The sequence below is a fragment of the Oryzomicrobium sp. genome (assembly GCF_021287045.1).
In the GTDB taxonomy this organism is placed as follows: Bacteria; Pseudomonadota; Gammaproteobacteria; order Burkholderiales; family Rhodocyclaceae; genus Oryzomicrobium.
This window is the reverse complement of the sequence record NZ_JAJTBG010000022.1, coordinates 1-25,107: the sequence shown is the minus strand read 5'-3', so window position 1 is coordinate 25,107 and position 25,107 is coordinate 1. Positions and strand designations below refer to the sequence as shown.

Below are 25,107 nucleotides of genomic sequence, written 5' to 3'. Positions count from 1 at the left end.
CTGGCTCCGTGCAAGGGGGGCGGGGTGGGGGAGCGGCATCAGGCCTTCCATTTCAGCGAGCAGCCGATGGAGGCCACCTGATCGGCCGGGCCCCGGCCGGTGTCGGCCACCAGGGTCATGGCCTCGTACAGCTCGCGACGGGCGTCGGGCCGGGGCGTGTTCCGGCCGGTGTCGTCGAGCCGGCCCCGGTACTGGAGTTCCAGGTCGGCGTTGAAACCGAAGAAGTCCGGGGTGCACACGGCGCCGTAGGCCCGGGCCACCGACTGGTCCTCGTCGTACAGGTAGGGGAAGGAAAAACCGTGGCGACGGGCGAACTCGCCCATTTCGGCAAAACCGTCCTCCGGGTAGGCGGCCACGTCGTTGCTGGAAATGGCGGCGAAGCCGATGCCCTTGGCCGCCAGATCCCGGGCGTCGCGCACCAGGCGGTCGACCACGGCCTGGACGAAGGGGCAATGGTTGCAGATGAAGACCACCACCAGCCCCTTGGGGCCGCGCAGGGCCTCCAGGCTGTGGCGACGCCCGTCGGTGCCGGGCAGGTCGAAATCGGGGGCTTTCCAGCCGAAATTGCAGAGGGGGGGATTCAAGGCGGCCATGATGCGGTACCTGAGAGAAGGGGCCCGGCGGGCCTGGACCCGGTGCGGGTAGGGGACGGCGCCGGTTCAAGGGATAATAGCACCCATGGCCCTTCCCCGATTCCACTGCCCCGATCCCGAGGGCCGGCTCGTTGCCGGCGCCACCTTCGACCTGCCCGCCGAGGCGGCCCATCACGCCGTACGGGTGCTGCGCCTGGCCGTGGGCGACGGCCTGTTGCTGTTCGACGGCGCCGGCCGGGAGTTCGCCGCGGTGTTGAGCGAGATCGGCAAGCGCGACGCCCGGGTTGCCGTGGGCGAGGCCACCGGCGCCGACCGGGAATCGCGCCTGGACGTGACCCTCTACCAGGCCCTCCAGTCTGGCGACAAGATGGATTACACGGTGCAGAAGGCGGTGGAGCTGGGGGTGGGGTGCATCGTCCCGGTGGACAGCCGGCGCAGCGTGCTGCGCCTGTCCGGCGAGCGGGCGGCCAAGCGGGTCGCCCACTGGCAGGGGGTGGCGGTGTCCGCCTGCGAGCAGTGCGGCCGCACGCGGGTGCCCGAGGTGGCGCCCATCGTGCCTCTGGCCCAGGCCCTGGGCGGGGAGGAGAGCGGGGGGCGCCTGCGTCTGCTGCTCGATCCCGAAGGGGGCGTGACCCTGAACCAATTGCCCCCGGGGAGCCGCATCGACCTGCTGGTGGGAGCCGAGGGCGGTCTGGACCCGGAAGAGGAGGCCGCCGCCCGGGCCGCCGGCTTCATCGGCCTGCGCCTGGGCCCCCGGGTGCTGCGCACCGAGACCGCGGCCCTGACGGCCCTGGCCGCCCTGCACGCGGTGCGCGGTGATTTTTGCTGATCGCCGGTTTCTGCCGGTTGCCTGTTTGCCTGATTTCCGCTGATTTCGGCTAAGCTGGGCCAGGCTCCGCCGGGGCCGGCCGATGCGCCGGACGTTGGCCGGGAGCGCCTCGCCGCCGGGCGGGAACGATGACATGAAACGGGGCCGGGCCCGACCCGGACCCCGGCCATCCTTGGGAGGTTGCGATGTTCGAATCCGCCGAACTGGGCCAGCGCGTCGACAAGGCCACCTACGATGCCGAGGTGCCCCAGCTGCGCGCCGACCTGCTCGACCTGCAGTACGACCTGCTGGCCGCCCGGCGCTTTCCGGTGCTGATCCTGGTCAACGGCCTGGACGGGGCGGGCAAGGGCGAGACGGTGAACCTGCTCAACGCCTGGATGGACCCGCGCCACATCCGCACCGAGGGTTTCGGCGATCCCAGCGACGAGGAACGCCAGCGCCCGCCCATGTGGCGCTACTGGCGAGCCCTGCCGGGCAAGGGGCGGGTCGGCGTGTTCTTCGGCAACTGGTACGCCGAGCCGATCACCGGCTGGGTGCGCAAGGACATGAAGCGGGCCGCCGCCGCCCACCACCTGGAGCGCATCCTGCGCTTCGAGAAGATGCTCGCGGACGAAGGCGCCCTGATCCTCAAGCTCTGGTTCCACCTCTCCCGGGACGAGCAGGAACGGCGCCTCAAGACTCTCTCCAAGGACCCCAAGACCGCCTGGCGCATCACCGACCAGGACTGGTGGCGCTTCGAGAATTACGAGCGCTACCACCGCATGGCCGAGTACGTGCTGCGCCGCACCAGCACCGCCTACGCCCCCTGGGTGGTGGTAGACGGTTTCGACCCGCGCTACCGCGCCCTGTCCGTGGGGCGCATCCTGGCCTCGGCGATCCACCGTCGCCTGGCCATGCCGGACGCCACCCAGCGCATCGCCGCGGCTCCCTTCCAGCCCGTGGCCGGCACGGGCGTGAACGTGCTGTCCGCCCTGGACCTGGAGCAGCGCCTCAGCAAGAAAAAGTCCTACGCCAGCGAGCTGGCCCGCTGGCAGGGGCGGCTCAACCAGCTGGTGCGCGACGAGCGCTTCGCCAAGCGTTCCCTGGTGCTGGTGTTCGAGGGCAACGATGCCGCCGGCAAGGGCGGCGCCATCCGCCGTGTCACCGGTGCCCTGGATGCCCGCAGCTACCGGGTGGTGCCGATCGGCGCCCCTTCCGAGGAAGAGCGGGATCAGCCCTACCTGTGGCGCTTCTGGCGCCACGTGCCGGGCCATGGCCGGGTCACCGTCTTCGACCGTTCCTGGTACGGCCGGGTGCTGGTGGAGCGGGTCGAGCGCTTTTGCAGCGAGGCCGACTGGATGCGCGCCTACAGCGAGATCAACGATTTCGAGGACCAGTTGGTGCGCCATGGCGCGGTGGTGGTGAAGTTCTGGCTGGCCATTTCCAAGGACGAGCAGTACCGCCGCTTCAAGGAGCGGGAGGAAACCCGCTTCAAGCGCTTCAAGATCACCGACGAGGACTGGCGCAACCGGGAGAAGTGGAGCGACTACGAGACTGCCGTGTGCCAGATGGTGGACCGCACCTCCACCGAGGTGGCGCCCTGGACCCTGGTGGAGGCCGAGGACAAGTACTTCGCCCGCATCAAGGTGCTGAAGACGGTGGTCCGGCAGCTGGAAGCGGCCTTGGATGGGGACGCGGTCTGAGTCCATCCGCCGCCGCTGCCGGATGCCGGGGGCGCGGATGGGACGATGATGAGATCGCCACGGGCCGGGGCTGCGTCGGCCTGCGTGGCGGCCGGGTTTGGCGCTAGAATCGCGCCTTGATTGCTGCGCTGCGGCGTACCTTCTGCGCGCCGCAGCCCACCCGCTCTTCACGACCGCGAGGCCCCCATGTCCGGCTCGTCCGACCTTCCGAAGTCCCTGCCGTCCCAGCACTCCGAAAACTTCGTCGCCTGGTTCCGCTCGGTGGCGCCCTACGTCAATGGCTTCCGCGGCAAGACCTTCGTCATCGGCTTCGGCGGCAAGGCCATCTCCGGGCCCCTGGCCAAGACCTTCGCCTACGACATGAACCTGCTGGCCAGCCTGGGGGTACGCCTGGTGCTGGTGCACGGCGCCCGGCCCCAGATCGACGAGGAACTGCACGAGAAGGGCATCGAGCCGCGCTACCACGGCAGTTTCCGCATCACCGACGCACCCACCCTGGATTGCGTCATCGACGCGGTGGGCAGCGTCTACCTGGAAATCGAGGCCCTGCTCTCTCAGGGCCTGCCCAACACCCCCATGGCCGGCAGCACCATCCGGGTGGTCGGCGGCAACTTCATCACCGCCCGCCCGGTGGGGGTGGTGGACGGGGTGGACCTGCAATACACCGGCGCCGTGCGCAAGATCGACGGCGAGGGCATCCGCGCCCAGCTCGGGCTGGGCAACATCGTCCTGCTCTCCAACATCGGCGCCTCGCCCACTGGCGAGATCTTCAACCTGGGCATGGAAGACGTGGCCGAGGCGGTGGCGGTGGCGGTGGGGGCCGACAAGCTGCTCTACCTGACCGACAGCCAGGGCGCCACCGACGCCGAAGGCAAGCTGCTCGACGAACTGACGGCGGACGCCGCCGAGCAGCTGATGCGGGTGGGGGACTGGCTCTCGCCCGACCTCAAGCGCTATTTGCCCTGTGCCGTGCGCGCCAGCCGGCGCGGGGTGAAGCGGGTGCACATCATCGGCTACGCCGAGGACGGGGCGCTGCTTCAGGAGCTGTTCACCCACGACGGGGTGGGCACCGTGATCACCCGGGAATCCCTGGACGTGCTGCGCGGCGCCAAGCCCGACGACATCGGCGGCCTGCTGTCGATCATCGAGCCCCTGGAGAACGACGGCACCCTGGTGCCCCGCCCTAGGGAACTGTTCGAGCGCGAGATCGGGCGCTTCTCGGTGATCGAGCACGACGGGGTGATCGTCGGCTGCGCCGCTCTCTACCCCTTCGGCAACGGCATGGCCGAGCTGGCCTGCCTGGCGGTCAGCCCGGACCACCGGCGCTGGGGCTACGGCGAGCGGCTGATGAACCACATCGAACAGCAGGCCCGGGTGGCCGGCGTCTCCCGCCTGTTCGTGCTCACCACCCGTACCTCCCACTGGTTCCTCGAACGGGGCTTCTCGGCGGCCTCGGTGGACGAGCTGCCGGACGAAAAGCGGCTGATGTACAACTTCCAGCGTCGCTCCAAGGTCATGGTCAAGGCGCTGGACGCGGCCTGACCGGAACGCCAGGCCGGCCTTATCGCGCTGGCCCGCTCCTTCGGGTGCTGCCGTTCTGCCCCGGATCAAGGCCCGGAGGCGGTGCGGCGCCGCTATAATCGATACCCGAGATTAATACTCAACTATTACGGCCCGCGGCAACGCGGCATTCCATCCGCGGAGGATTTTCATGGCACGTACCGTCAACTGCATCAAGCTCGGCCGCGAGGCCGAAGGGCTCGACTTTCCCCCCATGCCCGGCGAACTGGGCAAGAAGCTGTGGCTCAACGTCTCCAAGGAGGCGTGGCAGCAGTGGATCAAGCTGCAAACGATGATCATCAACGAGAACCGCCTCAACCTGGCCGACGCCCGGCACCGCAAGTACCTGCAAGAGCAGGTGGAAAAGCACTTCTTCGGCGAAGGGGCCGACCAGGTGCAGGGCTACGTTCCGCCCCAGGGCTGAACGGCGCGCCCACACCCCCGACGAATCTCGGCGGAGCCGCTGGCGCCTTGGCGCGACGGCGGCTTCACGGCAATCCCGGAGGCGGCGGCGCTGTAGGAAATGGCGAGCCGCGATAACGGGAGCAAGCGACGCGGGAACAAGCGACGGGCAACAAAAAAGCCGCAGGGCGCAGGCCGTGCGGCTTTTTTGCGTCCGGGCGCAGGGGCCCGGAACAGTGCAAGCGTCGTTTACTTCTTCTTGGCGGGCTTGTTCACGGCTTCCTTGAAGCCGGCGCCGGCGGAGAACTTCGGCACGGTGGCGGCCGGAATCTTGATCTTTTCGCCGGTCTTCGGGTTCTTGCCTTCGCGGGCAGCGCGGGTGCTGGACTTGAAGCTGCCGAAGCCGACCAGGGTGACGGAGTCGCCGCTGGCGACGGCCTTCACCACGGTGGAGGTCAGGGCGTCGAGAACGCGGCCGGCGGCAGCCTTGGTGACGTCCGCTTCCTGGGCGATGGCATCGATCAGTTCGTTCTTGTTCATGCAAACATCTCCTTCGTGAGATAGGAAGTCCGATTCAGGACAAGTAATGATCCCGGGCCGTCAGGCTAACCGCGAAAGTCCGTCAGGCCCGACAAGTTTATACAAGCCTCCGCAGGTCGCTCCAGAGGAGCGTTCTACGGCTGCTTTGAGACTCCGAGTGGCGCAAGCATAGCCCGGAAAACCGCTCTGCGCCAGCATTTGCAAGCGATTTGCCGGAGAAATATTTGCGTGCTGGGTATTGCGCCGGGGAGGGAACGATGCTAGCGGGATGGGGCGCCTGGCGGCCCGGCGCAAACCCTTGCCTGTGGCGGGTTTGCGCCGAAAAAGAACGATGTTGGGTGCCGCTCAATGCTCGTTGATTTCCCGGTCCAGTTCTTCGGGCGGAACGTGGCGCACGTTGCGGCCCTTGACCATGTAGATCACGTATTCGGCGATGTTCTTGGCGTGGTCGCCGACCCGCTCCACCGCCTTGGCGATGGCCATGATGTCGAGGGACTGGGAGATGGTGCGGGGGTCTTCCATCATGAAGGTGATGAGCTGGCGGGTGATGGCGTTGTGTTCCATGTCCACCTGCTCGTCCTTGTAGACCACGTCGGCGGCGGCGGCGGCGTCGAGGCGGGCGAAGGCGTCCAGGGCGGCGCGCAGCATGGTCAGGGCCAGGTCGGCGGTGTGGCGCAGCTCCACTTCCGGGGCGAAGGAGGCGTGCTGGTCGTACAGACGGACGCCGAGCTTGGCGATCTTCTGGGCCTTGCCGCCGATGCGCTCCAGGTCGGCGATGGTCTTGATCACGGTGGTGATCATGCGCAGGTCGATGGCGGTGGGCTGGCGCTTGGCGATCACCTGGGTGCAGGCCTCGTCTAGTTCGACCTCCAGCTGATTGACCCGGGCGTCGCCGACGATGACCCGCTCCAGGTCGGCGATTTCGCCGGAGTAGAGGCCTTCCATGGCCAGACGGAATTGCTGTTCAACCAGTCCGCCCATTTGCAGCACCCGGGTGCGCAGGCTTTCCAGTTCCAGATCGAATTGCTTGGAGGTGTGTTCGAGCATGGGGTCTCTCTTGTCTGAAAAAAGCCCCGTCCGGCGTTGCGGGCGGGGCCGATCAAAACGTGGAACCTAGCATTCCAATATGACAGAAATGTTGCGGTGGCGGATTGGGCGGCCGGCGCGGCCGTCCGGCCTCAGGATTTCGGGTGCAACTGCCGCACCCCGTCGGGGGTGCCGAGCAGCAACAGATCGGCGCCCCGGGCGGCAAACAGGCCGTTGCACACCACGCCGACGATCTGGTTGATGTGGGCCTCCAGGGCCACCGGATCGTCGATGGACAGGCCGCGCACATCCAGGATCAGGTTGCCGTTGTCGGTGATGAAACCCTTGCGCAGGTGCGGGTCGCCGCCCAGCTTGGCCAGTTCCCGGGCCACGTGGGCGCAGGCCATGGGGATCACCTCCACCGGCAGGGGGAAGGCGCCCAGGGTCGGCACCAGTTTGGAGGCGTCGGCGATGCAGACGAAGGTGTCGGCCACTGCGGCCACGATCTTCTCCCGGGTCAGGGCGCCGCCGCCGCCCTTGACCATATGCAGGCGGTCGTTCACCTCGTCGGCGCCGTCCACGTAGACGGGAATCTCGCTCACGTCGTTCAGGTCGAGGATGGCGAAGCCATGGCTGCGCAGCCGGTCGGTGGAGGCTTCGGAGCTGGACACGGCGCCGCGGAAGCGCTCCTTGAACGGGGCGATGGCGTCGATGAAACAGTTGGCGGTGGAGCCGGTCCCCACGCCCAGCACCGCGCCTTGGGGAGCGTGGGCCACCACGTAGTCGGCGGCGGCCTGACCAACGGCGCGTTTCAGTTCGTCCTGGTTCATGGGGAAATCTCCTGTGGGGCAAAAGCGCCATTCTACGGGGCGGTGGCGGAGGCTGGCGACTGCCCGGAAGGGAAATCGGGGTGTCACGGCGCTGTCACGGCAGTGCCACGGCCCGGTCATGCGCCGGGCCCACCCTAGCGGCATGGCAAAGGTGCGTTCGATCTTCATCTCCGACGTCCACCTGGGCACCCGGGCGTGCCAGGCGGAACGGCTCCTCGACTTTCTCAAGGAAACCCCCGCCGACCATCTCTATCTGGTCGGCGACATCATCGATTTCTGGGCCATGGGGCGCTCGATCGCCTGGTCGGCGGCCCAGAACACGGTGGTGCAGAAGATTCTGCGCCGGGCCCGCCACGGCGAGCAGGTGGTGTTCGTCCCCGGCAACCACGACGAGGCCTTGCGCGAATACGTGGGCGTGGCTTTCGGCGACATCCGGGTCGAGTCCGAGTGGGTCCACGAAACCGCCGATGGACGCCGCTTTCTGCTGGTGCACGGCGACGAGTTCGACCAGGTGACCCGCTACCACCGTTGGGTGGCCGTGGTCGGCGACGTGGCCTACAACGCCCTGGTGCGCCTCAACGGCTGGCTCTCCTGGGTGCGCCGGCGCCTCGGCCGGCCGGGCTACTGGTCCCTGGCCGGCTACGCCAAGCGCAAGGTGAAGAGCGCCCTACAGTTCATCTTCGACTTCGAGGACGCGGTGATCCGCCATGCCCGGGCCCGGGGCATGGACGGGGTGATCTGCGGCCACATCCACTGGGCGGCCATCAAGCAGGTGGACGGCCTCACCTACGTCAATTGCGGCGACTGGGTCGACTCGTGCACCGCCATCGTCGAGCACTTCGACGGCCGCCTGGAACTGGTGTCCTGGGGCTCGCCGTTCCTGCACGACGCCGACGCCCCCGCTGCTCTGCCGGCGCCCGAAACGCCCTTGCCCCTGCCCGCACCGGCCGCCCTGCGTGGCGAGTCCGAGGTCGGCAACGGCGGAAGCCCCCATCCTCTCTATCCTTCTTCCCCGGAGGGCGCCTCCTGATGCCCATGACGCCCCATCCCGCGTCGCCGCCGTCGTTGTCTCGCCCCCTGACGGTGCTGATGGTTTCCGACGTCTATTTCCCGCGTATCAACGGCGTTTCCACCTCCATCGAAACCTTTCGCCGTACCCTGGCCGACCTGGGGGTGACGGTGCGCCTGGTGGCGCCCGCCTACGGTGCCTCCGACGACGCCGACGATGCCCTGTGGCGCGTCCCGGGCCGGCCGGTGCCTCGGGACCCGGAGGACCGGCTGATGGCCTGGCGCAAGCTGGGCCGCGCCGTGGCCGAGGCCGCCGAGGGGGCCGACCTGATCCACGTCCAGACCCCGTTCCTGGCCCACTACGCCGGGGTGGCCGAGGCCCGGCGGCGGGGCGTGCCGGTGCTTGCCACCTATCACACCTTCTTCGAGGAATACCTGCACCACTACGCCCCCTTCCTCCCCGGCGCCCTGCTGCGCGGCCTGGCCAGGCGCCTGTCGCGCCACCAGTGCAACGGGGTGGACGAAGTGGTGGTACCCAGCCGGGCCATGGCCGAGCGCCTGTCGGACTACGGCGTGACGACGCCCCTCACCGTGCTGCCCACCGGCATCCCCATGGCCCGCTTCGACTGCACCGACACCGGGACCCGGGCCGCGGCGCGGCAGCGCTTCCGCCTGGCCCACGGCATTGCGCCGGACCGGCCCGTGGCCCTCTTCGTCGGCCGGGTGGCCTTCGAGAAGAACATCGCCTTTTTGCTCGAAGCCCACGCCCTGGCGCGCCGCCACCTGCCCGACCTGCTGCTGCTGGTTACCGGCGAGGGCCCGGCCCGCCCGGCCCTGGAACGCCATGCCGCCAGCCTGGGCCTGGGCGACTCGGTGCGCTTCCTCGGCTACCTGGAGCGGGAGCGGGCCCTGCCCGACTGCTACGCGGCGGCGGACGTCTTCGCCTTCGCCTCCCACACCGAGACCCAGGGGCTGGTGCTGCTCGAAGCCCTGGCCGCCGGGCTGCCGGTGGTGGCCCTGGCCGAGATGGGCACTCGCGACATCCTGCTCGACCGCGACGGCTGCCCCATGCCGGGCTGCGTGGTGCCCCGGGCCGAGGTGGCCGATTTCGCCCTGCACCTGGCCGACCTGCTGGGCGGCCTGCACCAGGATCCCCACGCCCGTCTCCGCCTGGAGCGGGAAGCCCGGGGCAGCGCCGCCGGCTGGTCCGACCAGGCCCTGGCCGCCCGCTTGGCCGAGCGTTATCACGCCCGCTGTGTCGTCGATCCCCGTCCCGCCCTCCTGATCCCCCGGCCAGAGGCCCGGGGCTGACCCCTTTTGCCCATGAACGCTCCCCACGACGAAAGCCCCTTCAAGGGCAAGACCGGCCTGACCCGGGTCTGGAACGCCCTCAACTATTCCCTGGCCGGCCTGCGCGCCGCCTACGCCTGCGAGGACGCCTTCCGCCAGGAAGTCTGGCTGGCCCTGGTGCTGGTGCCCCTGGCCTTCTTCCTGCCCGTCGCCGGGGTGGAGCGGGCCCTGATGGTGGGCAGCATCTTGCTGGTGCTGGTGGTGGAACTGCTCAACTCGGCGGTGGAGGCGGCGGTGGACCGAGTCTCCCTGGAGCACCACCGGCTGGCCAAGCGGGCCAAGGACATCGGCAGCGCGGCGGTGCTGATCGCGCTGATCAACGTGGCCCTGGTGTGGGGCTGCGTGCTGTTGTGATGCGGAGGGGCAGCTCTGCTCCTTCCGCGGCCCCTTCCTTTCCCCGTTGAGTGCAACCCCGTAGGAGGTCATGCCATGAACGCATCCGCCGTCCCGGTCCCGCCCCTGAAAGTGGCAGTGGTGACCGAAACCTATCCTCCGGAAGTGAACGGTGTGGCCATGACGGTGGGGCGGCTGGTGCAAGGCCTGCGCGCGCGGGGCCACCTGGTCACGGTGATCCGCCCGCGCCAGCCCGGCGACGGGGATGTCGGGGCCGGGGGCGCTAGCGCCCCGGCGGACCGCACCGTGGCCGGGCTGCCCCTGCCCGGCTATCCGGGGCTGCGCTTCGGCCTGCCGGCCAAGTCCCGCCTGCTGCGGGAATGGCGCCACGAGCGGCCCGACGTGGTGCACCTGGTGACCGAGGGGCCCCTGGGCTGGTCTGCCCTGGGGGCGGCGCGGCGTCTGGGCATTCCCGCCACCTCGGGGTTCCACACCAACTTCGACCGCTACAGCGTCCACTACGGCATGGGCTTTCTGCGCCCGGCGGTGGCCGCCTACCTGCGCACCTTCCACCGCCGCACCCGGGCCACCCTGGCGCCGACCATGGCCCTGGCGGCGGACCTGGCCGGGGAGGGCATCCCCGGGGTGAAGGTGGTGGGGCGCGGCGTGGATACCTCCCTGTTCGACCCGGCGCGCCGCGACGACGGGCTGCGCGCCGCCTGGGGCGTCGGTGAGGGCGGGCTGGCGGTGCTGTCGGTGGGGCGGCTGGCGGCAGAAAAGAACCTGCCCCTGACCCTCAAGGCTTTCGCCGCCATCCGCGCCCGGCGGCCCGACGCCCGGCTGGTGCTGGTGGGGGACGGGCCGCTGCGGCGCGGCCTGGAGGAACGCCATCCCGAACACCGCTTCGCCGGGGTGCGCATCGGCGAGGACCTGGCGGCCCACTATGCCTCCGGCGACCTGTTCCTCTTCCCCAGCCTGACCGAGACCTTCGGCAACGTAACCCTGGAAGCCCTGGCCAGCGGCGTGCCGACCGTGGCCTACCGCAGCGCCGCCGCCGCCGAGCTGATCGCCGACGGGGTGCAGGGGCTGACGGTCAGCCCGGGGGATGAGGACGCCTTCGCCGCCGCCGCCGTGGCGCTGGCCCTGGACGACGCGGGCCGGCCCCGGCTCGGCCGGGCTGCCCGGGAGCGGGCCCTGGCCTGCGCCTGGGAACAGGTGGTGGGGGATTTCGAGGCGGTGCTGCGCGCCGTCAGCGCGGGCGACGGGCCGCAGCCCTACGCCGCGGAGGTGGCCGGGGCGGCGGGATCGCTGCCCTCGGCGCCGACGGTGTAGGCGATCAGTTCGTAATCCGGGCCGCTCTCCAGCAGGTGCTGGAGAACCACCGGCTGGCGGGTGCCGCCGGAAACCAGGGTGTAGCGCAGTCCGCCGGGGCCGAAGGTGCCCAGGGGGGCGAGCAGGTGACCGGCCTTATCGTCCACCAGCAGGGCGTCCACCGTGCCGCGCAGTCCGCCGGTCTCGGCCGCCCAGGGGTCGTCGGGGCGCTTGATGGCTTCGAGCAGGGCGCAGCGGGGCTCTCCGGGTAGGAGAGCCAGGCCGGCGTTGTAGCGGCCGTGGCTGCGGGTCAGGCGGCGGATGAGGGCCAGCCGCCAATGCAGGGACTGGTCGGTGCGAAGGCCCACCAGGGCGCCGATGGCCTGCCACTGGCGCTTCACCGGGGGGCGGGCGCCCAGGCCCGACATGCTGATGTCGCGCAGTTCCCAGCGTTCCATCATCTGCCGGTCGCCGGCGGTTTCCAGGCTGGCCAGGACCTCCTCGGGCGTCAGCGTCTCGCCGGTGGGGGTGGGCAGGGCGAAGGCCTGGCGCATGGCCTGCTGGCTGGCGGCGGCGTATTCGAGCTGGCGGCCGGAACGGGCGTATTCGCCGGCGGCCACCATGCGGCGCGCCAGGTCGAAACCGGGCACCACCCGCAGGGCGCTCTGGGCGTCCTTGCGGGCGTGGCGGCGCTTGGGCGGGGTCTGGGACCAGTGCTGCATCAGGCGTTGCAGCAGGGCCGCCGCCTCCCTGTCGTTCTCGGGCGGGACGGACAGCCAGTCCGGCACGGTCTGCTGGCGCACCACGTCGCTCTTGAGGGGGAACAGCAGCATGCTCACCCGGCCCGGCCCCAGGTAGCGCCAGCCTGGCTCGGCGGCCTGTTCCGCCGTGGGGGATTCGATCATCCGCTCGGGGCCGCGCAGGCCGTCGGTGCGCAGGCGCCAGGGCGTGCCGGCGGCCGGGGTGTCGGCCAGGGTGAAGTGGGGCTCGGCCCAGGCGACGATGCGGTCGAGCAGGATCATCTGGCGCGGCGACAGGTTGCCCAGGGGGCCCAGCTCGTAGAACAGGCCGATGCGGTATTCGCGCCAGGGGGAGGTGTCGCCGGGGTCGCCGGGGTAAAGGATCTCGCGCAGGTGCAGGGCGCCCAGGGCGCGGGCCTTTTCCATCAGGGCGTGGGCGGCGGGCCACCATTCGCCCGGCAGGTCCTGGAAGCAGATGCGGGCCGCCAGCTTTTCCCGGGACAGGGCGCGCAGCATGCGCGCCAGGATCACGGTCAGGGCCTTGGGCTGCTGGGGCGACAGGGCCTCTTGCAGGTTGAGGGCCACTTCCAGGGCCCGGGCGGCGGTGTGGTAGTAGGACTCCAGGGCCTTCAGGGTGATCTCGGCCTGGGGGTCCAGGGTGTGCAACTGGCGGGCGGCATCGTCCCACAGGGCGGCGAGCCAGGGCTGGGCCGCCTCGTCCAAGCGCAGGATGGCGCGCTGGCAGGCCTCACGCGGCAGTTGCCCGACCAGGGGGGCGGCGTCGGCCAGCCAGCCGCGCAGGGCCATCAGCGCGTGGGTGGGGCGCTTGCCGGTAAGGTCGGCGATGACAGCGGCCAGGTTGTCCGCGGTGCCCAGCGGGTGGTCGCTGCGCTCGCCGCGGAGGCGGGAGACGAAGTGCTTCAACATTGGCGGATTATTGCAAAGTCGGTACGAAAATGACCGTGCCTCTTCCGTCGGGTTCGCCATTTCGTGAAATAGTTGGCAAAAAAGCGGCGGAGGGCTTGTGCCGCTCCGCCGCTTTTTTTGCCGGGATTGCCGAGGCGATTCGTAGTGACTCGCGGCGCGTCAGCGCTTCTTCATCGGCGGCAGGTCGGTGCACGAGCCGTGGGCGACTTCGGCGGCCATGCCGATGGATTCGCCCAGGGTCGGGTGCGGGTGGATGGTCTTGCCGATATCCACCGCGTCGCAGCCCATCTCGATGGCCAGGGCCACCTCGCCGATCATGTCGCCGGCGGAGGGGCCGACGATGGTGCCGCCGATCACCCGGTGCGACTCGGCGTCGAACACCAGCTTGGTGAAGCCGTAGTCGGCGCCGTTGGCGATGGCCCGGCCGGAGGCGGCCCAGGGGAACTTGGCCACTTCGACCTTGCGCCCGGCCTGCTTGGCCTCGTCCTCACCGACGCCGACCCAGGCCACTTCCGGGTGGGTGTAGGCCACCCCGGGGATGACCTGGGCGTCGAAGGCGACCTTCTGCCCGGCGGCGGCCTCGGCGGCCACGTGGGCTTCATGCACAGCCTTGTGGGCCAGCATCGGGTTGCCGACGATGTCGCCGATGGCGAAGATGTGCGGCACGTTGGTGCGCATCTGGGCATCCACCGGGATGAAGCCGCGCTCGCCGACGATCACGCCGGCCTTTTCGGCTCCGATCTTCTTGCCGTTGGGGCTGCGCCCGGCGGCTTGCAGGATCAGGTCGTAGCGCTGCGGCCCGGCGGGGGCCTTGTCGCCTTCGAAGGTCACCCACAGGCCGTCGTCCTTGGCGTCCACCGCCACGGTCTTGGTCTTGAGCATGACCTGGTCGAAGCGGTGCAGGTTCTGCTTTTCCCAGACCTTGACCGCGTCCCGGTCCGGGCCCTGCATCAGGCCGTCGAGCATTTCCACCACATCGACGCGGGCGCCCAGGGTGGAATAGACCGTGGCCATTTCCAGGCCGATGATGCCGCCGCCGATGACCAGCATCTTCTCGGGCACGAAACGCAGTTCCAGGGCGCCGGTGGAATCGACGATGCGCGGGTCGCGGGGGATGAAGGGCAGGTGCACCGCGGCGCTGCCGGCGGCGATGATGCACTGCTTGAAGCGCAACACCTGCTTGGCGCCGGTCTTGTCCTGGCCGGTCCCGTCGGTGACTTCCACCTCGACGTGGTGGGCGTCGATGAAGCTGCCGTAGCCGCGTACCACGTCCACCTTCCGCGCCTTGGCCATGCCGGCCAGGCCGCCGGTGAGCTTGCCCACCACCTTGGCCTTGTGGGCGCGCAGCTTGTCGATGTCCACCCGGGGCGCCCCGTAGGTCACGCCCAGGTCGGCGAAATGGGCGGTCTCGTCCATCACCGCAGTGACGTGCAGTAGGGCCTTGGAGGGGATGCAGCCGACGTTGAGGCAGACGCCGCCCAGGGTGGCGTAGCGCTCGACGATGACGGTCTTTTGCCCCAGGTCGGCGGCGCGGAAGGCGGCGGAATAGCCCCCCGGGCCGGCGCCCAGCACCAGCATGTCGCACTCCACGTCCACCGGGCCGCTGTAGGCGCCGGCGGCCTGGGGGGCGGCTGCAGGAGCGGCCGGGGCGGCGGGCGCCGGGGCCGGTGCTGCCGCCGTCGGCGCAGGCGCCGCCACGGCAGCGCTGGCTTCCAGCACCAGGATCAGGCTGCCTTCGCTGACCTTGTCGCCGACCTTGACCTTGACCTCCTTGACCACGCCGGCGGCCGAGGAGGGCACGTCCATGGTGGCCTTGTCGGATTCCAGGCTGACCAGGGCGTCCTCGGCCTTGATCGTATCGCCGGGTTTGACGAACACCTCGATGACGGGCACGTCCTTGAAGTCGCCGATGTCCGGGACCTTTACTTCAACCAGTTGGCTCATGGCGTCCCCCTTACAGCATGACCCGGCGGAAGTCCGCCAGCAGCTTGGCCAGTTCGGCGTTGAAGCGGGTCGCCAGGGCGCCGTCGATGACGCGGTGGTCGGCGGACAAGGACAGGGGCACGATCAGCCGCGGCACGAATTCCTTGCCGTTCCACACCGGCTTCATGGTGCTCTTGGAAACGCCCAGGATGGCCACTTCCGGCGCATTGACGATGGGGCTGAACGCCGTGCCGCCGATGCCGCCCACCGACGAGATGGTGAAGCTGGCGCCCTGCATGTCGGCGGGCTTGAGCTTGCCGTCCCGGGCGGCCTTGGCCAGTTCGCCGGTTTCCTTGGCGATCTCGAAGATGCCCTTCTTGTCGGCGTCCTTAAGCACCGGCACCACCAGCCCGTTGGGCGTGTCGGCAGCAAAACCGATGTGGTAGTACTGCTTCAGCACCAGGCGCTGCTCATCACCCTGGCCGTCCAGGGAACTGTTCAGCTGCGGGAACTGCTGCAGTGCCTTGACGCAGGCCTTGATGATGAAGGCGAGCATGGTCAGCTTGAGGCCGGCCTTCTCGTTCTCCTTGTTGAGGGCGACGCGGAAGGCTTCCAGGTCGGTGATGTCGGCATCCTCGTGGTAGGTCACGGCCGGGATCATCACCCAGTTGCGTGCCAGGTTGGCGCCGGAAATCTTCTTGATGCGCGACAGGGGCTGGGTTTCGATGGGGCCGAACTTGGCGAAGTCCACCTTGGGCCAGGGCAGCAGGTCCAGGGTTCCGCCACCGGTGATGCCGCCGCCGGCTGCGGTGGCCGCACCGGGCACGGCGCCGGTGTTCATGACACCCTTGATGAAGGCCTTCACGTCCTCGGTCAGGATGCGGCCCTTGGGGCCGCTGGCGGCGACCTTGGTCAGGTCCACCCCCAGCTCCCGCGCGAAGGCGCGCACCGACGGGCTGGCGTGTACCTTGCCGCCCAGGGCGGGCAAGGGGGCGGCCAGGCTGGGGGCAGGGGCGGCTGCCACCGGGGCGCTGGGCGCGACCGGCGCGGTTGCCGGGGCCGTGCTCGGGGCAGGCGCCGGCGCCGCAGCAGCGGCCGGGGCGGCGCTTCCCGCCGCTTCCAGCACCAGGATCAGGGTGCCTTCGCTGACCTTGTCGCCGAACTTGACCTTCAGTTCCTTGACCACGCCGGCGGCGGGGGCGGGCACGTCCATGGAGGCCTTGTCGGATTCCAGGCTGATCAGTGGGTCCTCGGCCTTTACGGTGTCGCCAGGTTTGACGAACACCTCGATGATCGGCACGTCCTTGAAGTCGCCGATGTCCGGCACCTTCACGTCCACCAGGCCGCCCGCGGTGGCGGGGGCGGCGGCAGGCGCCGAGGCCGGAGCGGCGGCCACGGGGGTAGGAGCCTGGACCGGAGCCGGCGCCGCTGCGGGCGCAGGCGCGGCGGCCGTGCTGGCCGTTGCGCTGGCTTCCAGCAGCAGCACCAGGCTGCCTTCGCTGACCTTGTCGCCGACCTTGATCTTGATCTCCTTGACCACGCCGGCGGCGGGGGAGGGGACGTCCATGGTGGCCTTGTCGGATTCCAGGCTGATCAGGGCGTCCTCGGCGTTGACGCTGTCGCCGGGTTTGACGAACAGCTCGATGACCGGCACGTCCTTGAAGTCGCCGATATCCGGGACCTTCACTTCGATGATTTGACTCATGTTCCGTGGCTCCCCTTAAACGGACATGGGATTCGGCTTCTCGGGGTCGAGGCCGTACTTGTGGATGGCGGCGGCGACCTTGTCGCGCTCGATGGTGCCTTCGTCGGCCAGGGCCTTCAGCGCGGCGACGGCGACCCAGTGGCGGTCCACCTCGAAGAAGTGGCGCAGCTTTTCCCGGGTGTCGGAACGGCCGAAGCCGTCGGTGCCGAGCACCACGTAGCGGCGATCCACGTAGGGGCGGATCTGCTCGGCCACCAGCCGCACATAGTCGGTGGAGGCGATGACCGGGCCGCGGGTGTCGGCCAGGCATTTCTCGACGTGGGTGACACGCGGCTTTTCCAGCGGGTGGAGCAGGTTCCAGCGTTCCACCGCCTGGCCGTCCCGGGCCAGTTCGGTGAAGGACGGGCAGGACCACAGGTCGGCTTCCACGCCCCAGTCCTGGCGCAGCAGCTCGGCGGCGGCCATCACTTCGCGCAGGATCGAGCCGGCGCCCAGCAACTGGACGCGGGGAGCGTCGGAGGCCTGGCCCTTCTTCAGCTGGTACATGCCCTTGAGGATGTCCTGCTGGCTGCCTTCGGGCATCTCCGGGTGCTCGTAGTTCTCGTTGAGCACGGTGACGTAGTAATAGACGTCCTCCTGCTCCTGCACCATGCGGCGCAGGCCGTCCTGGACGATCACCGCCACTTCGTAGGAGAAGGTCGGGTCGTAGGAGACGCAGTTGGGGATCACCGCGGAGAGCACGTGGCTGTGGCCGTCCTCGTGTTGCAGGCCCTCGCCGTTGAGGGTGGTGCGGCCCGAGGTGCCCCCGAGCAGGAAGCCCCGGGTGCGCTGGTCGGCGGCCGCCCAGCACAGGTCCATGGTGCGCTGCAGGCCGAACATCGAGTAGAAGATGTAGAAGGGGATCATCTGCACCCCGTGGGTGCTGTAGCTGGTGCCTGCGGCGACCCAGTCGGCCATGGCTCCCAGCTCGTTGATGCCTTCCTGAAGGATCTGGCCGTCCTTCGACTCCTTGTAGAACATGAGCTGGTCATGGTCTTCGGGAACGTACTTCTGGCCTTCCTGGTTCCAGATGCCGTACTGGCGGAACATGCCCTCCATGCCGAAGGTGCGCGATTCGTCGGGGACGATCGGCACCACGCGGCGGCCCAGGGTCTTGTCCTTCAACAGGGTGTTGAGGATACGCACGAAGGCCATGGTAGTGGAGAACTCGCGGCCTTCGCCGGACGCCTTGAGCAGGCCTTCGAAGGCGGACAGCGGCGGAGCGGGCAGGGGATCGGCCTTCTGCCGGCGCACCGGCAGGTAGCCGCCCAGGGCCTGGCGCCGTTCGCGCATGTAGGTCAGTTCGGGGGAGCCTTCGGGGAAGGTCAGGTAGGGCACTTCCTCGATCTTGTCGTCCGGCACCGGCAGGTTGAAGCGGTCGCGCATGCGCTTGAGCGCCTCGGTACCCATCTTCTTGGCCTGGTGCGAGATGTTCATGGCCTCGCCGGCGTCGCCCATGCCGAAGCCCTTGATGGTCTTGGCCAGGATGACGGTGGGCTGGCTCTTGGAGTCGGAGGCAGCCTTGAAGGCGGCGAATACCTTGAACATGTCCAGGCCGCCGCGGTTGAGATTCCAGACGTCGTCGTCGGTCCAGTCGGCCACCAGCTCCTTCAACTCCGGGGTGTTGAAGAAGTGCTCGCGCACGTAGGCGCCGTTCTTGGCCTTGAAGGTTTGATATTCCCCGTCGACGCATTCCATCATGCGCTTCTTGAGGATGCCCTTCTTGTCGCGGGCGAACAGGGTGTCCCAGTGGGTGCCCCAGACCACCTTGATGACGTTCCAGCCGGCACCGCGGAAGTCGGACTCCAGCTCTTGGATGATCTTGCCGTTGCCGCGCACCGGGCCGTCGAGGCGCTGCAGGTTGCAGTTCACCACGAAGATCAGGTTGTTCAGCTTTTCCCGGCCGGCCATGCCGATGGCGCCCATGGATTCGGGCTCGTCGATCTCGCCGTCGCCGAGGAAGGCCCACACCTTGCGGTTGTCGGTCTTGGCCAGGCCCCGGCTTTCCATGTACTTCATGAAACGGGCCTGGTAGATGGCCTGGATCGGCCCCAGGCCCATGGAGACGGTGGGGAATTGCCAGAAGTCCGGCATCAGCCAGGGGTGCGGATAGGACGAAATGCCCTTGCCGTCCACTTCCTGGCGGAAGCTGTCCATCTGCGCTTCGGTCAGACGGCCGAGCATGAAGGCCCGGGCATAGACGCCGGGGACCGAGTGGCCCTGGAAGAAGATCAGGTCGCCGCCGTGGTTTTCGCTGGGGGCGTTCCAGAACCAGTTGAAGCCCACGTCGTAGAGCACGGCGCTGGAGGCGAAGGAGGCGATGTGGCCGCCCACGTTGGTGTGCTTGTTGGCGCGCACCACCATGGCCATGGCGTTCCAGCGAATGTAAGTGCGGATCTTTTCTTCCAGATCCGGGTTGCCCGGGTAGTGGGGCTGCTGGCTGACCGGAATGGTGTTGTAGTAGCCGGTGTTGGCGCTATAGGGCAGATCCACGCCCTCGTCGCGGGCGCCGTCGATCAACCGTTCGATCAGGTAATGGGCCCGTTCCGCCCCTTCCTTTTCCACCACTGCCCCGAGGGCGTCCAGCCATTCCTGGGTTTCCCGGGGGTCCACGTCCGCCAAAGGATTGTTCTCGGGCGTCTCTGCCATGGTTCGTCTCCTGATTTATGTCAGCACCGGATCGGCGCCATCGCTGTTGGCGGCGTTTGCTTCGACCGAAGAAAACGGATGCCGATCCGGTGCGGGGGCGAAAATGTCGTCGGAGTGTCTCGGGCGCTTCCCGGCGAGCGATTCCGCAGGAAAGGTACGCGACACAGCGTAATACGTGATTCGGGGATCATGTCCCGCGCCGCACAATTTCGCATCGTAAGATGATTTTTTGCGATACGCAATATTGCGCTGCAATAACCGCCAGGCCTGGCTTTGCCCGCGTTTTTACGCCACTCTCCGGGTTGGCCGGGTTTTTTCCCGGAAAGCCGCGCCGTTCCTGGTTTTTCCTTGTTTATCAAATGCTTTGCGCCATGCCCGACGATTGCCCCGATGACCCGACGATCTCCTTGCCGGCGCCACCAAAATGGCCGGATCTGGCCGAGGCCGTCCGCCGCCTGGGGCTGACCGTCGAGGTGGCGCTGGATTGCCCGCCGAGTCCGGCCGGTCTGCACGCCTTCGTTGATGAGCGCGAGGCGGTCCGGGCGCTGGTGCTGCACGGGGCCGATTACGACCGGCTCGCGCCGACCTTGGCCGCCCACGCCGAAGGCGGCCTGGGCGGGCGTCTGCTGGTGGTGTGCGGTCCGTCGGAGCGGCTGGGGCGGCTGCCGTTCCCGGTGTTCGTGCCGGCCGACGCCGCCGAGGCGGTGCGTCTGCTGCCCCAGGCGCTGGCCTTGTCCGAGGAGTTCACTACTCCTGTGTGCCTGGCCCTGGCCGGCACGGGGGGCGCGTGCCTGGTGCCGGAGCGAGTTGCGGCGCTGCTCGCCGGCCTGCCGCCGGCCGTTCCCCAGCCCGAGGCGGCGGTGGCCCGGGCGGTGGCCCTGGCCAATCATGTGGAAGGGCTGGGGGCCTGGCGCTTGCAGCGCAGCGGCGACCGGCGCCTGGGGCTAATTTGCGCCGGCCCGGGCTGGCACCTTGCCCGCCGCCGCTATCCGCAGGCCCGCTGCCTGCGCCTGGACCTGGCTTGGCCGTTGCCGCTGAAGACGATCAAGGGCGTGGTGGCCGTGTCCGCGCTGACCTGCTGGGTCCCCGGGGGCGGCGACTGGGTGCCGGCGGCCCTGGCCGAAGAGGGGATAGTCCTGCAATGCGGGGAGATTCCGCCGTTTGCCGCTGGCCGGGAGTCAAGGGGAAAAGTGGGGTAAAATTCGCCCGAACAGACCTTGCACACCATGATCGGACACGGCCCCCGTGTCCGTTTTTGCTTTTCCGGATACGACCATGACGGCAAAACTCCTCGACGGCAACGCGCTGGCCAAGAAACTGCGCGCCGACTTCAAGGCCCGGGCCGAGGCCCTGGCCGCCCAGGGCACCCGCCCTGGGCTGGCGGTGATCCTGGTGGGCGAGAACCCCGCCTCCCAGGTCTACGTGCGCAACAAGGTCAATGCCTGCGCCGAGGCCGGTTTTCATTCGGTCAAGCTCGACTACCCCGCCGACGTGGCGCCGGCCGAGGTGCTGGCCAAGATCGCCGAACTCAACGCCGATCCGGCCATCCACGGCATCCTGGTGCAGTTGCCCCTGCCGCCCCAGTTCGACGAGGACGCGGTGCTCGAAGCCATCTCCCCGGAAAAGGACGTGGACGGCTTCCACGCCGAGAATGTGGGTGCCCTGATGCAAGGCAACCCGCGCTTCCTGCCCTGCACGCCCTATGGCGTGATGAAGCTGCTGGAAGAAGCCGGCGGCTCGCTGAAGGGCAAGGAGGCGGTGGTGATCGGCCGCTCCAACATCGTCGGCAAGCCCATGGCCATGCTGCTGCTGCACGCCGGCTGTACCGTCACCGTGTGCCATTCCCAGACCGCCGACCTGGGCTTCCACACCCGCCGCGCCGACATCCTGGTGGCGGCGGTGGGTCGCCCCCGCTTCGTCACCGGCGACATGGTCAAGCCTGGGGCCGTGGTCATTGACGTGGGCATCAACCGCTTGCCGGCGGAGCAGGGCGGCAAGCTGTGCGGCGACGTGGATTTCGATTCGGTCAAAGAGGTGGCCGGCGCCATCACCCCGGTGCCCGGCGGCGTCGGTCCGATGACCATCACCATGCTGCTCGCCAACACCCTGGAGTCGGCCGAACGGGCCGCCGCCAAGTAACCTGCCCTTAGCACACAAGGACACACAATGACCGACAAGCATCCCCTGGTGGGCATCGTCATGGGCTCGGATTCGGACTGGCCGGTGATGCAGGCCGCCGCCGTCATGCTCAAGGAATTCGGCGTGCCCTTCGAGGCCCGCGTGGTTTCCGCCCACCGCACCCCGGACCTGCTGTTCGACTACGCCGCCACCGCCGGCGAGCGGGGGCTGAAGGCCATCATCGCCGGGGCCGGCGGCGCCGCCCACCTGCCGGGCATGCTGGCGTCCAAGACCATCGTCCCGGTGCTGGGCGTGCCGGTGCCGTCCAAGCATCTGTCCGGCCAGGATTCGCTCTACTCCATCGTGCAGATGCCCAAGGGCATCCCGGTCGCCACCTTCGCCATCGGCGAGGCTGGTGCCGCCAATGCCGCCCTGTTCGCCGTGGCCCAGCTGGCCACCCAGGACGCCGCGCTGGCCGCCAAGCTGGCGGCCTTCCGCCATGCCCAGAGCAGCAAGGTTCTGGCCATGAAGCTGCCGGAAGTGTGATCGTGAGCGACGCAATCACCCCGATCCTGCCGCCCGCCACCCTGGGCATGCTGGGGGGCGGCCAGCTCGGCCGCTTCTTCGTCGCCGCCGCCCACGAAATGGGCTACCAGGTGTGGGTCCTTGACCCGGACGCCAACAGCCCGGCAGGCAAAATTGCCGACCGCCACCTGCAGGCCGCCTACGACGACTATGCAGCCCTGGATCAATTCGCCCAGGGCTGCGCCGCGGTGACCACCGAGTTCGAGAACGTGCCGGCGGACACCCTGGACTACCTGGCCAAGTTCGTCCCGGTGCGCCCCCATGCCGGCGCCGTGGCGATTTGCCAGAATCGGGTGGCGGAGAAATCCTTCCTGCGCGACAACGGCATTCCCCACGCCGCCTTCGCCGCCATCGTCAGCGAGGACGACCTGCGCGATACCGCCAAGGTCGGCGCCAATCTCTTCCCCGGCATCCTCAAGGTCGCCCGCTTCGGCTACGACGGCAAGGGCCAGGCAGTGGTGAACAGCCGGGAAGAAGCCATTGCCGCCTTCCAGGCATTCAAGGGCGAGATCTGCGTCCTGGAGCAGAAGCTGCACCTGGACTACGAGGTCTCGGTGGTGCTGGCCCGGGACGAGCGCGGTGCCACCCGCTGCTTTCCGACGGCCGAGAATATCCACCGCAAGGGCATTCTCGACATTTCCATTGCTCCGGCCCGGGCCTCGGCCTGCACCGCCGACAGTGCCCAGGAAGTGGCCGAGCGCATCGCCGACAAGCTCGGCTACATCGGCACCCTGGGGGTGGAGTTCTTCGTCTCCCGCGGCCAGTTGTACGTGAACGAAATGGCGCCGCGCCCCCACAACAGCGGCCACTACACCCTGGACGCCTGCGTCACCGACCAGTTCGAACAGCAGGTGCGCGCCCTGTGCGGCCTGCCCCTGGGCGAGTCCCGCGCCCACTCGGCGGCGGTGATGGTGAACCTGCTCGGCGACATCTGGTTCGAGAAGGATGCCGACGGCAACGAGCGCTACCGGGAACCCGACTGGGCCAAGTTGTACGCCGTGCCCAACCTCAAGCTGCACCTCTACGGCAAGCACCACGCCCGTCATGGTCGCAAGATGGGGCACTTCACCGTGATCGACGCCGATCCGGCCCGCGCCCTGATCCTTGCCCAGGCGGCCCGCGCCGCCATCGGCATCCAGGACTGAGTCCCGGAACCCGCCATGACCGACGCCGCCCAGTCCCCGTCGTCAGCCACATTGCCCGCCACCGATGCCGATTTGGCGCGGGCGGTGGCGTTGCTCAAGGCTGGCGAGTTGGTGGCCTTTCCCACCGAGACCGTCTACGGCCTCGGCGCGGACGCAGCTAATGCGGCGGCAGTGGCCAAGATATTCGCCGCCAAGGGCCGGCCGGCGGATCACCCGGTCATCGTGCATCTGCCCTGTTCCCAGGCCATGGAAAACTGGGCCCAGGACATTCCGGCGCTGGCCTGGGAGCTGGCCGAATACTTCTGGCCCGGCCCCCTGACCCTCATCCTCAAACGCCAGTCTTGGGTGCCCGATGCGGTCACCGGCGGGCAGGACACCGTGGGCCTGCGCGTCCCCGGGCATCCGCTGGCCTTGGCGCTGCTCCGGGCCTTTGCCGCGGCTGGCGGCAGCGGCGGCGTGGCCGGCCCGTCGGCCAACCGCTTCGGCCGCATCAGCCCCACCGCCGCCTGCCACGTTCAGGAAGAGTTGGGTGACCGGGTGGCGATGATTCTCGACGGCGGTGAATGTCCGGTGGGCATCGAGTCCACCATCGTCGACCTGTCCTCGGGCCAGCCGCGCCTGCTGCGCCCCGGCCACATCCGCCCCGACCAGCTGGAAGCGGTGATGGGCGTGCCTTTGGCACTGCCGGAACACCTGCGCAATGCCGACGTGCCCCGGGTCTCTGGCGCGCTGGCGGCTCACTATGCCCCCCGCACCAGGCTGACCCTGGTCGCCTCGGCGGCGTTGCAGGCCGAGGTATTGCGCGCAGGCGGTCAGCCGATGGCGGTCTATGCGTGGTCTTGCACTGCGCCTGTGGGTTTGCCAGAAGGCGTTGCGTGGGTCTCCGCACCTGCGACTCCCGATGCCTACGCCCACGACCTCTACGCCGCCCTGCGTCGCCTCGATGGCCTGGGGGTCGCCCAACTGCTGATCGAGACACCGCCGCCCGGCTCTGCTTGGTCTGCCATCCACGACCGCCTCGGCCGCGCTGCCTGCGGTGCCGGTGCGGACAAGGACGAAACCTGAAGCGGTTGGTTGGTGGCAAAGGGGCTTCGCTTTGACAACCGGGGCGAAGTCGCTATAATCCGTCGCTCGTTTTGGGGCGGTAGCTCAGCTGGGAGAGCGTCGCGTTCGCAATGCGAAGGTCGTGAGTTCGATCCTCATCCGCTCCACCAAAATTCAAAGCCCAACCCTTCTCGGTTGGGCTTTTTCACATCTGGGCTTTCCCCAGTCTGTGCGCGGTTTTCATCGATTCTGCGTGTCAAGCCCCGGCAGGCCAACTACAAGGCGCCTACTTACCCGCCGAGTTTGACCCTTGTCCGCTCTTGGTTCTCAAAAAATATCCGAGAACTGCGCCAGCCGAGCGCACGCAGAAACCCTTTCGCGACAAGCGTTTGCTACCGTGGTGCTGCACCGAGTTCGACGCATGGATTACCCGCCGCGAATAGTCGAACCCGATGCCTGCATGGTGATGATCGTCACCCCTTGGGCGGGTGCGGATCCTGTTGCGCTCCCGGATACGACCGTTCTCGCCATGGATCAGCACTTCGCTGCGCTGGTTGATGGCGATGTCGCGGGCGGCACGTTTGGCCTCGGACTGGGTGCGGTGATGCGAGGTGTCTCGCTGATTGCCTGCGCCACGCACGGCCCAGCCGTCGTCGCGTTTCACTACGTGTTGGTTTTTGCCGGCCATTTTCAAAATCCTTTAAAGGTTGGGTGCGACGTCCCCCCGTTTTCAGTAGCAGTGGGCTTTAGAATCCGAGGTTAATTTAC

21 protein-coding genes, 1 tRNA gene and 1 pseudogene are annotated in these 25,107 nt (G+C 68.6%); 14 read left to right on the top strand and 9 right to left on the bottom strand.

Annotation, left to right across the window (positions count from 1 at the left end; genetic code table 11):
* Positions 1–38: 38 nt before the first annotated feature.
* Complete coding sequence (locus tag LWW89_RS17160) at positions 39–593, bottom strand: thioredoxin family protein (protein ID WP_293266403.1); 555 nt, start codon at positions 591–593, stop codon at positions 39–41.
* Positions 594–678: 85 nt separating this feature from the next.
* On the opposite strand from LWW89_RS17160, the gene LWW89_RS17155 reads away from it, so the two are divergent.
* The 4 genes from LWW89_RS17155 (at position 679) to LWW89_RS17140 (ending at position 5,088) form a co-directional block, all read left to right on the top strand.
* Entirely contained in the window at positions 679–1,422 is a 744-nt protein-coding gene (locus LWW89_RS17155) for a 16S rRNA (uracil(1498)-N(3))-methyltransferase (protein WP_293266401.1), read from the top strand.
* Positions 1,423–1,607: 185 nt separating this feature from the next.
* Positions 1,608–3,104 carry a polyphosphate:AMP phosphotransferase gene (gene pap, locus LWW89_RS17150; RefSeq protein WP_293266399.1) on the top strand — a complete coding sequence of 499 codons (1,497 nt, stop codon included), beginning with the start codon at positions 1,608–1,610 and terminating at the stop codon, positions 3,102–3,104.
* Between the two features lie 186 nt (positions 3,105–3,290).
* Positions 3,291–4,646: an amino-acid N-acetyltransferase gene (argA, locus tag LWW89_RS17145; RefSeq protein WP_293266397.1), complete on the top strand. Its 1,356-nt coding sequence runs from the start codon at positions 3,291–3,293 to the stop codon at positions 4,644–4,646.
* A 169-nt stretch (positions 4,647–4,815) separates the two neighbouring features.
* Entirely contained in the window at positions 4,816–5,088 is a 273-nt protein-coding gene (locus tag LWW89_RS17140) for an oxidative damage protection protein (RefSeq protein WP_293266395.1), read from the top strand.
* Positions 5,089–5,315: 227 nt separating this feature from the next.
* On the opposite strand, the gene LWW89_RS17135 is transcribed toward LWW89_RS17140, so the two are convergent.
* From LWW89_RS17135 to rpiA, 3 genes are all read right to left on the bottom strand, one after another.
* Complete coding sequence (locus LWW89_RS17135; RefSeq protein ID WP_293266393.1) at positions 5,316–5,606, bottom strand: HU family DNA-binding protein; 291 nt, start codon at positions 5,604–5,606, stop codon at positions 5,316–5,318.
* Between the two features lie 345 nt (positions 5,607–5,951).
* A complete protein-coding gene (gene phoU / locus LWW89_RS17130; RefSeq protein WP_293266391.1) occupies positions 5,952–6,653 on the bottom strand; it encodes a phosphate signaling complex protein PhoU in 702 nt (233 codons plus the stop codon).
* Positions 6,654–6,784: 131 nt separating this feature from the next.
* A complete protein-coding gene (gene rpiA / locus LWW89_RS17125) occupies positions 6,785–7,462 on the bottom strand; it encodes a ribose-5-phosphate isomerase RpiA (protein WP_293266389.1) in 678 nt (225 codons plus the stop codon).
* Positions 7,463–7,604: 142 nt separating this feature from the next.
* Between rpiA and LWW89_RS17120 the strand changes: the two genes are divergently transcribed.
* From LWW89_RS17120 to LWW89_RS17105, 4 genes are all read left to right on the top strand, one after another.
* Positions 7,605–8,492, top strand: a complete 888-nt coding sequence (locus LWW89_RS17120; protein WP_293266387.1) for a UDP-2,3-diacylglucosamine diphosphatase — start codon at positions 7,605–7,607, stop codon at positions 8,490–8,492.
* A gap of 5 nt (positions 8,493–8,497) precedes the next feature.
* Positions 8,498–9,781 carry a glycosyltransferase gene (locus LWW89_RS17115; RefSeq protein WP_293266385.1) on the top strand — a complete coding sequence of 428 codons (1,284 nt, stop codon included), beginning with the start codon at positions 8,498–8,500 and terminating at the stop codon, positions 9,779–9,781.
* A gap of 12 nt (positions 9,782–9,793) precedes the next feature.
* Complete coding sequence (locus LWW89_RS17110) at positions 9,794–10,174, top strand: diacylglycerol kinase (RefSeq protein WP_293266383.1); 381 nt, start codon at positions 9,794–9,796, stop codon at positions 10,172–10,174.
* Positions 10,175–10,249: 75 nt separating this feature from the next.
* Positions 10,250–11,485: a glycosyltransferase family 1 protein gene (locus tag LWW89_RS17105; protein ID WP_293266381.1), complete on the top strand. Its 1,236-nt coding sequence runs from the start codon at positions 10,250–10,252 to the stop codon at positions 11,483–11,485.
* Here the strand turns inward: LWW89_RS17105 and LWW89_RS17100 are convergent.
* The 4 genes from LWW89_RS17100 to aceE all read right to left on the bottom strand — a co-directional run bounded on the left by LWW89_RS17100 (position 11,428) and on the right by aceE (position 19,447).
* Positions 11,428–13,131, bottom strand: a complete 1,704-nt coding sequence (locus tag LWW89_RS17100) for a hypothetical protein (protein WP_293266379.1) — start codon at positions 13,129–13,131, stop codon at positions 11,428–11,430. The genes LWW89_RS17105 and LWW89_RS17100 overlap by 58 nt on opposite strands.
* A 159-nt stretch (positions 13,132–13,290) precedes the next feature.
* Positions 13,291–15,075 (bottom strand): dihydrolipoyl dehydrogenase, encoded by a 1,785-nt coding sequence (gene lpdA, locus LWW89_RS17095; RefSeq protein ID WP_293266377.1) that lies wholly within the window; start codon positions 15,073–15,075, stop codon positions 13,291–13,293.
* A 10-nt stretch (positions 15,076–15,085) separates the two neighbouring features.
* Positions 15,086–16,759, bottom strand: coding sequence for a dihydrolipoyllysine-residue acetyltransferase (aceF, locus tag LWW89_RS17090; protein WP_293266375.1), 1,674 nt, complete (start codon positions 16,757–16,759; stop codon positions 15,086–15,088).
* Between the two features lie 15 nt (positions 16,760–16,774).
* Positions 16,775–19,447: a pyruvate dehydrogenase (acetyl-transferring), homodimeric type gene (gene aceE / locus LWW89_RS17085; RefSeq protein WP_293266373.1), complete on the bottom strand. Its 2,673-nt coding sequence runs from the start codon at positions 19,445–19,447 to the stop codon at positions 16,775–16,777.
* Between the two features lie 371 nt (positions 19,448–19,818).
* On the opposite strand from aceE, the gene LWW89_RS17080 reads away from it, so the two are divergent.
* The 6 genes from LWW89_RS17080 (at position 19,819) to LWW89_RS17055 (ending at position 24,509) form a co-directional block, all read left to right on the top strand.
* Entirely contained in the window at positions 19,819–20,646 is an 828-nt protein-coding gene (locus LWW89_RS17080; RefSeq protein WP_293266371.1) for a hypothetical protein, read from the top strand.
* 76 nt (positions 20,647–20,722) lie between these two features.
* Positions 20,723–21,586 (top strand): bifunctional methylenetetrahydrofolate dehydrogenase/methenyltetrahydrofolate cyclohydrolase FolD, encoded by an 864-nt coding sequence (gene folD, locus LWW89_RS17075; protein WP_293266369.1) that lies wholly within the window; start codon positions 20,723–20,725, stop codon positions 21,584–21,586.
* A gap of 27 nt (positions 21,587–21,613) precedes the next feature.
* Positions 21,614–22,111 (top strand): 5-(carboxyamino)imidazole ribonucleotide mutase, encoded by a 498-nt coding sequence (gene purE / locus LWW89_RS17070; RefSeq protein ID WP_293266367.1) that lies wholly within the window; start codon positions 21,614–21,616, stop codon positions 22,109–22,111.
* A complete protein-coding gene (locus LWW89_RS17065; RefSeq protein ID WP_293266365.1) occupies positions 22,108–23,295 on the top strand; it encodes a 5-(carboxyamino)imidazole ribonucleotide synthase in 1,188 nt (395 codons plus the stop codon). Before purE ends, LWW89_RS17065 begins: the two co-directional genes overlap by 4 nt.
* Positions 23,296–23,310: 15 nt before the next feature.
* Entirely contained in the window at positions 23,311–24,360 is a 1,050-nt protein-coding gene (locus tag LWW89_RS17060) for an L-threonylcarbamoyladenylate synthase (RefSeq protein ID WP_293266363.1), read from the top strand.
* Positions 24,361–24,433: 73 nt separating this feature from the next.
* A tRNA-Ala gene (locus LWW89_RS17055) sits at positions 24,434–24,509 on the top strand.
* Positions 24,510–24,812: 303 nt separating this feature from the next.
* Here LWW89_RS17055 and LWW89_RS17585 read toward each other — a convergent pair.
* A pseudogene (locus tag LWW89_RS17585) lies at positions 24,813–25,027 on the bottom strand (DUF2188 domain-containing protein).
* Positions 25,028–25,107 lie beyond the last annotated feature (80 nt).

Bases quoted from the DNA above. Each gene is read 5' to 3' on its own strand.
- LWW89_RS17160 (WP_293266403.1), bottom strand. From the start codon at position 593: ATGGCCGCCTTGAATCCCCCCCTCTGCAATTTCGGCTGGAAAGCCCCC.
- LWW89_RS17155 (WP_293266401.1), top strand. From the start codon at position 679: ATGGCCCTTCCCCGATTCCACTGCCCCGATCCCGAGGGCCGGCTCGTT.
- pap (WP_293266399.1), top strand. From the start codon at position 1,608: ATGTTCGAATCCGCCGAACTGGGCCAGCGCGTCGACAAGGCCACCTAC.
- argA (WP_293266397.1), top strand. From the start codon at position 3,291: ATGTCCGGCTCGTCCGACCTTCCGAAGTCCCTGCCGTCCCAGCACTCC.
- LWW89_RS17140 (WP_293266395.1), top strand. From the start codon at position 4,816: ATGGCACGTACCGTCAACTGCATCAAGCTCGGCCGCGAGGCCGAAGGG.
- LWW89_RS17135 (WP_293266393.1), bottom strand. From the start codon at position 5,606: ATGAACAAGAACGAACTGATCGATGCCATCGCCCAGGAAGCGGACGTC.
- phoU (WP_293266391.1), bottom strand. From the start codon at position 6,653: ATGCTCGAACACACCTCCAAGCAATTCGATCTGGAACTGGAAAGCCTG.
- rpiA (WP_293266389.1), bottom strand. From the start codon at position 7,462: ATGAACCAGGACGAACTGAAACGCGCCGTTGGTCAGGCCGCCGCCGAC.
- LWW89_RS17120 (WP_293266387.1), top strand. From the start codon at position 7,605: ATGGCAAAGGTGCGTTCGATCTTCATCTCCGACGTCCACCTGGGCACC.
- LWW89_RS17115 (WP_293266385.1), top strand. From the start codon at position 8,498: ATGACGCCCCATCCCGCGTCGCCGCCGTCGTTGTCTCGCCCCCTGACG.
- LWW89_RS17110 (WP_293266383.1), top strand. From the start codon at position 9,794: ATGAACGCTCCCCACGACGAAAGCCCCTTCAAGGGCAAGACCGGCCTG.
- LWW89_RS17105 (WP_293266381.1), top strand. From the start codon at position 10,250: ATGAACGCATCCGCCGTCCCGGTCCCGCCCCTGAAAGTGGCAGTGGTG.
- LWW89_RS17100 (WP_293266379.1), bottom strand. From the start codon at position 13,131: ATGTTGAAGCACTTCGTCTCCCGCCTCCGCGGCGAGCGCAGCGACCAC.
- lpdA (WP_293266377.1), bottom strand. From the start codon at position 15,075: ATGAGCCAACTGGTTGAAGTAAAGGTCCCGGACATCGGCGACTTCAAG.
- aceF (WP_293266375.1), bottom strand. From the start codon at position 16,759: ATGAGTCAAATCATCGAAGTGAAGGTCCCGGATATCGGCGACTTCAAG.
- aceE (WP_293266373.1), bottom strand. From the start codon at position 19,447: ATGGCAGAGACGCCCGAGAACAATCCTTTGGCGGACGTGGACCCCCGG.
- LWW89_RS17080 (WP_293266371.1), top strand. From the start codon at position 19,819: ATGCCCGACGATTGCCCCGATGACCCGACGATCTCCTTGCCGGCGCCA.
- folD (WP_293266369.1), top strand. From the start codon at position 20,723: ATGACGGCAAAACTCCTCGACGGCAACGCGCTGGCCAAGAAACTGCGC.
- purE (WP_293266367.1), top strand. From the start codon at position 21,614: ATGACCGACAAGCATCCCCTGGTGGGCATCGTCATGGGCTCGGATTCG.
- LWW89_RS17060 (WP_293266363.1), top strand. From the start codon at position 23,311: ATGACCGACGCCGCCCAGTCCCCGTCGTCAGCCACATTGCCCGCCACC.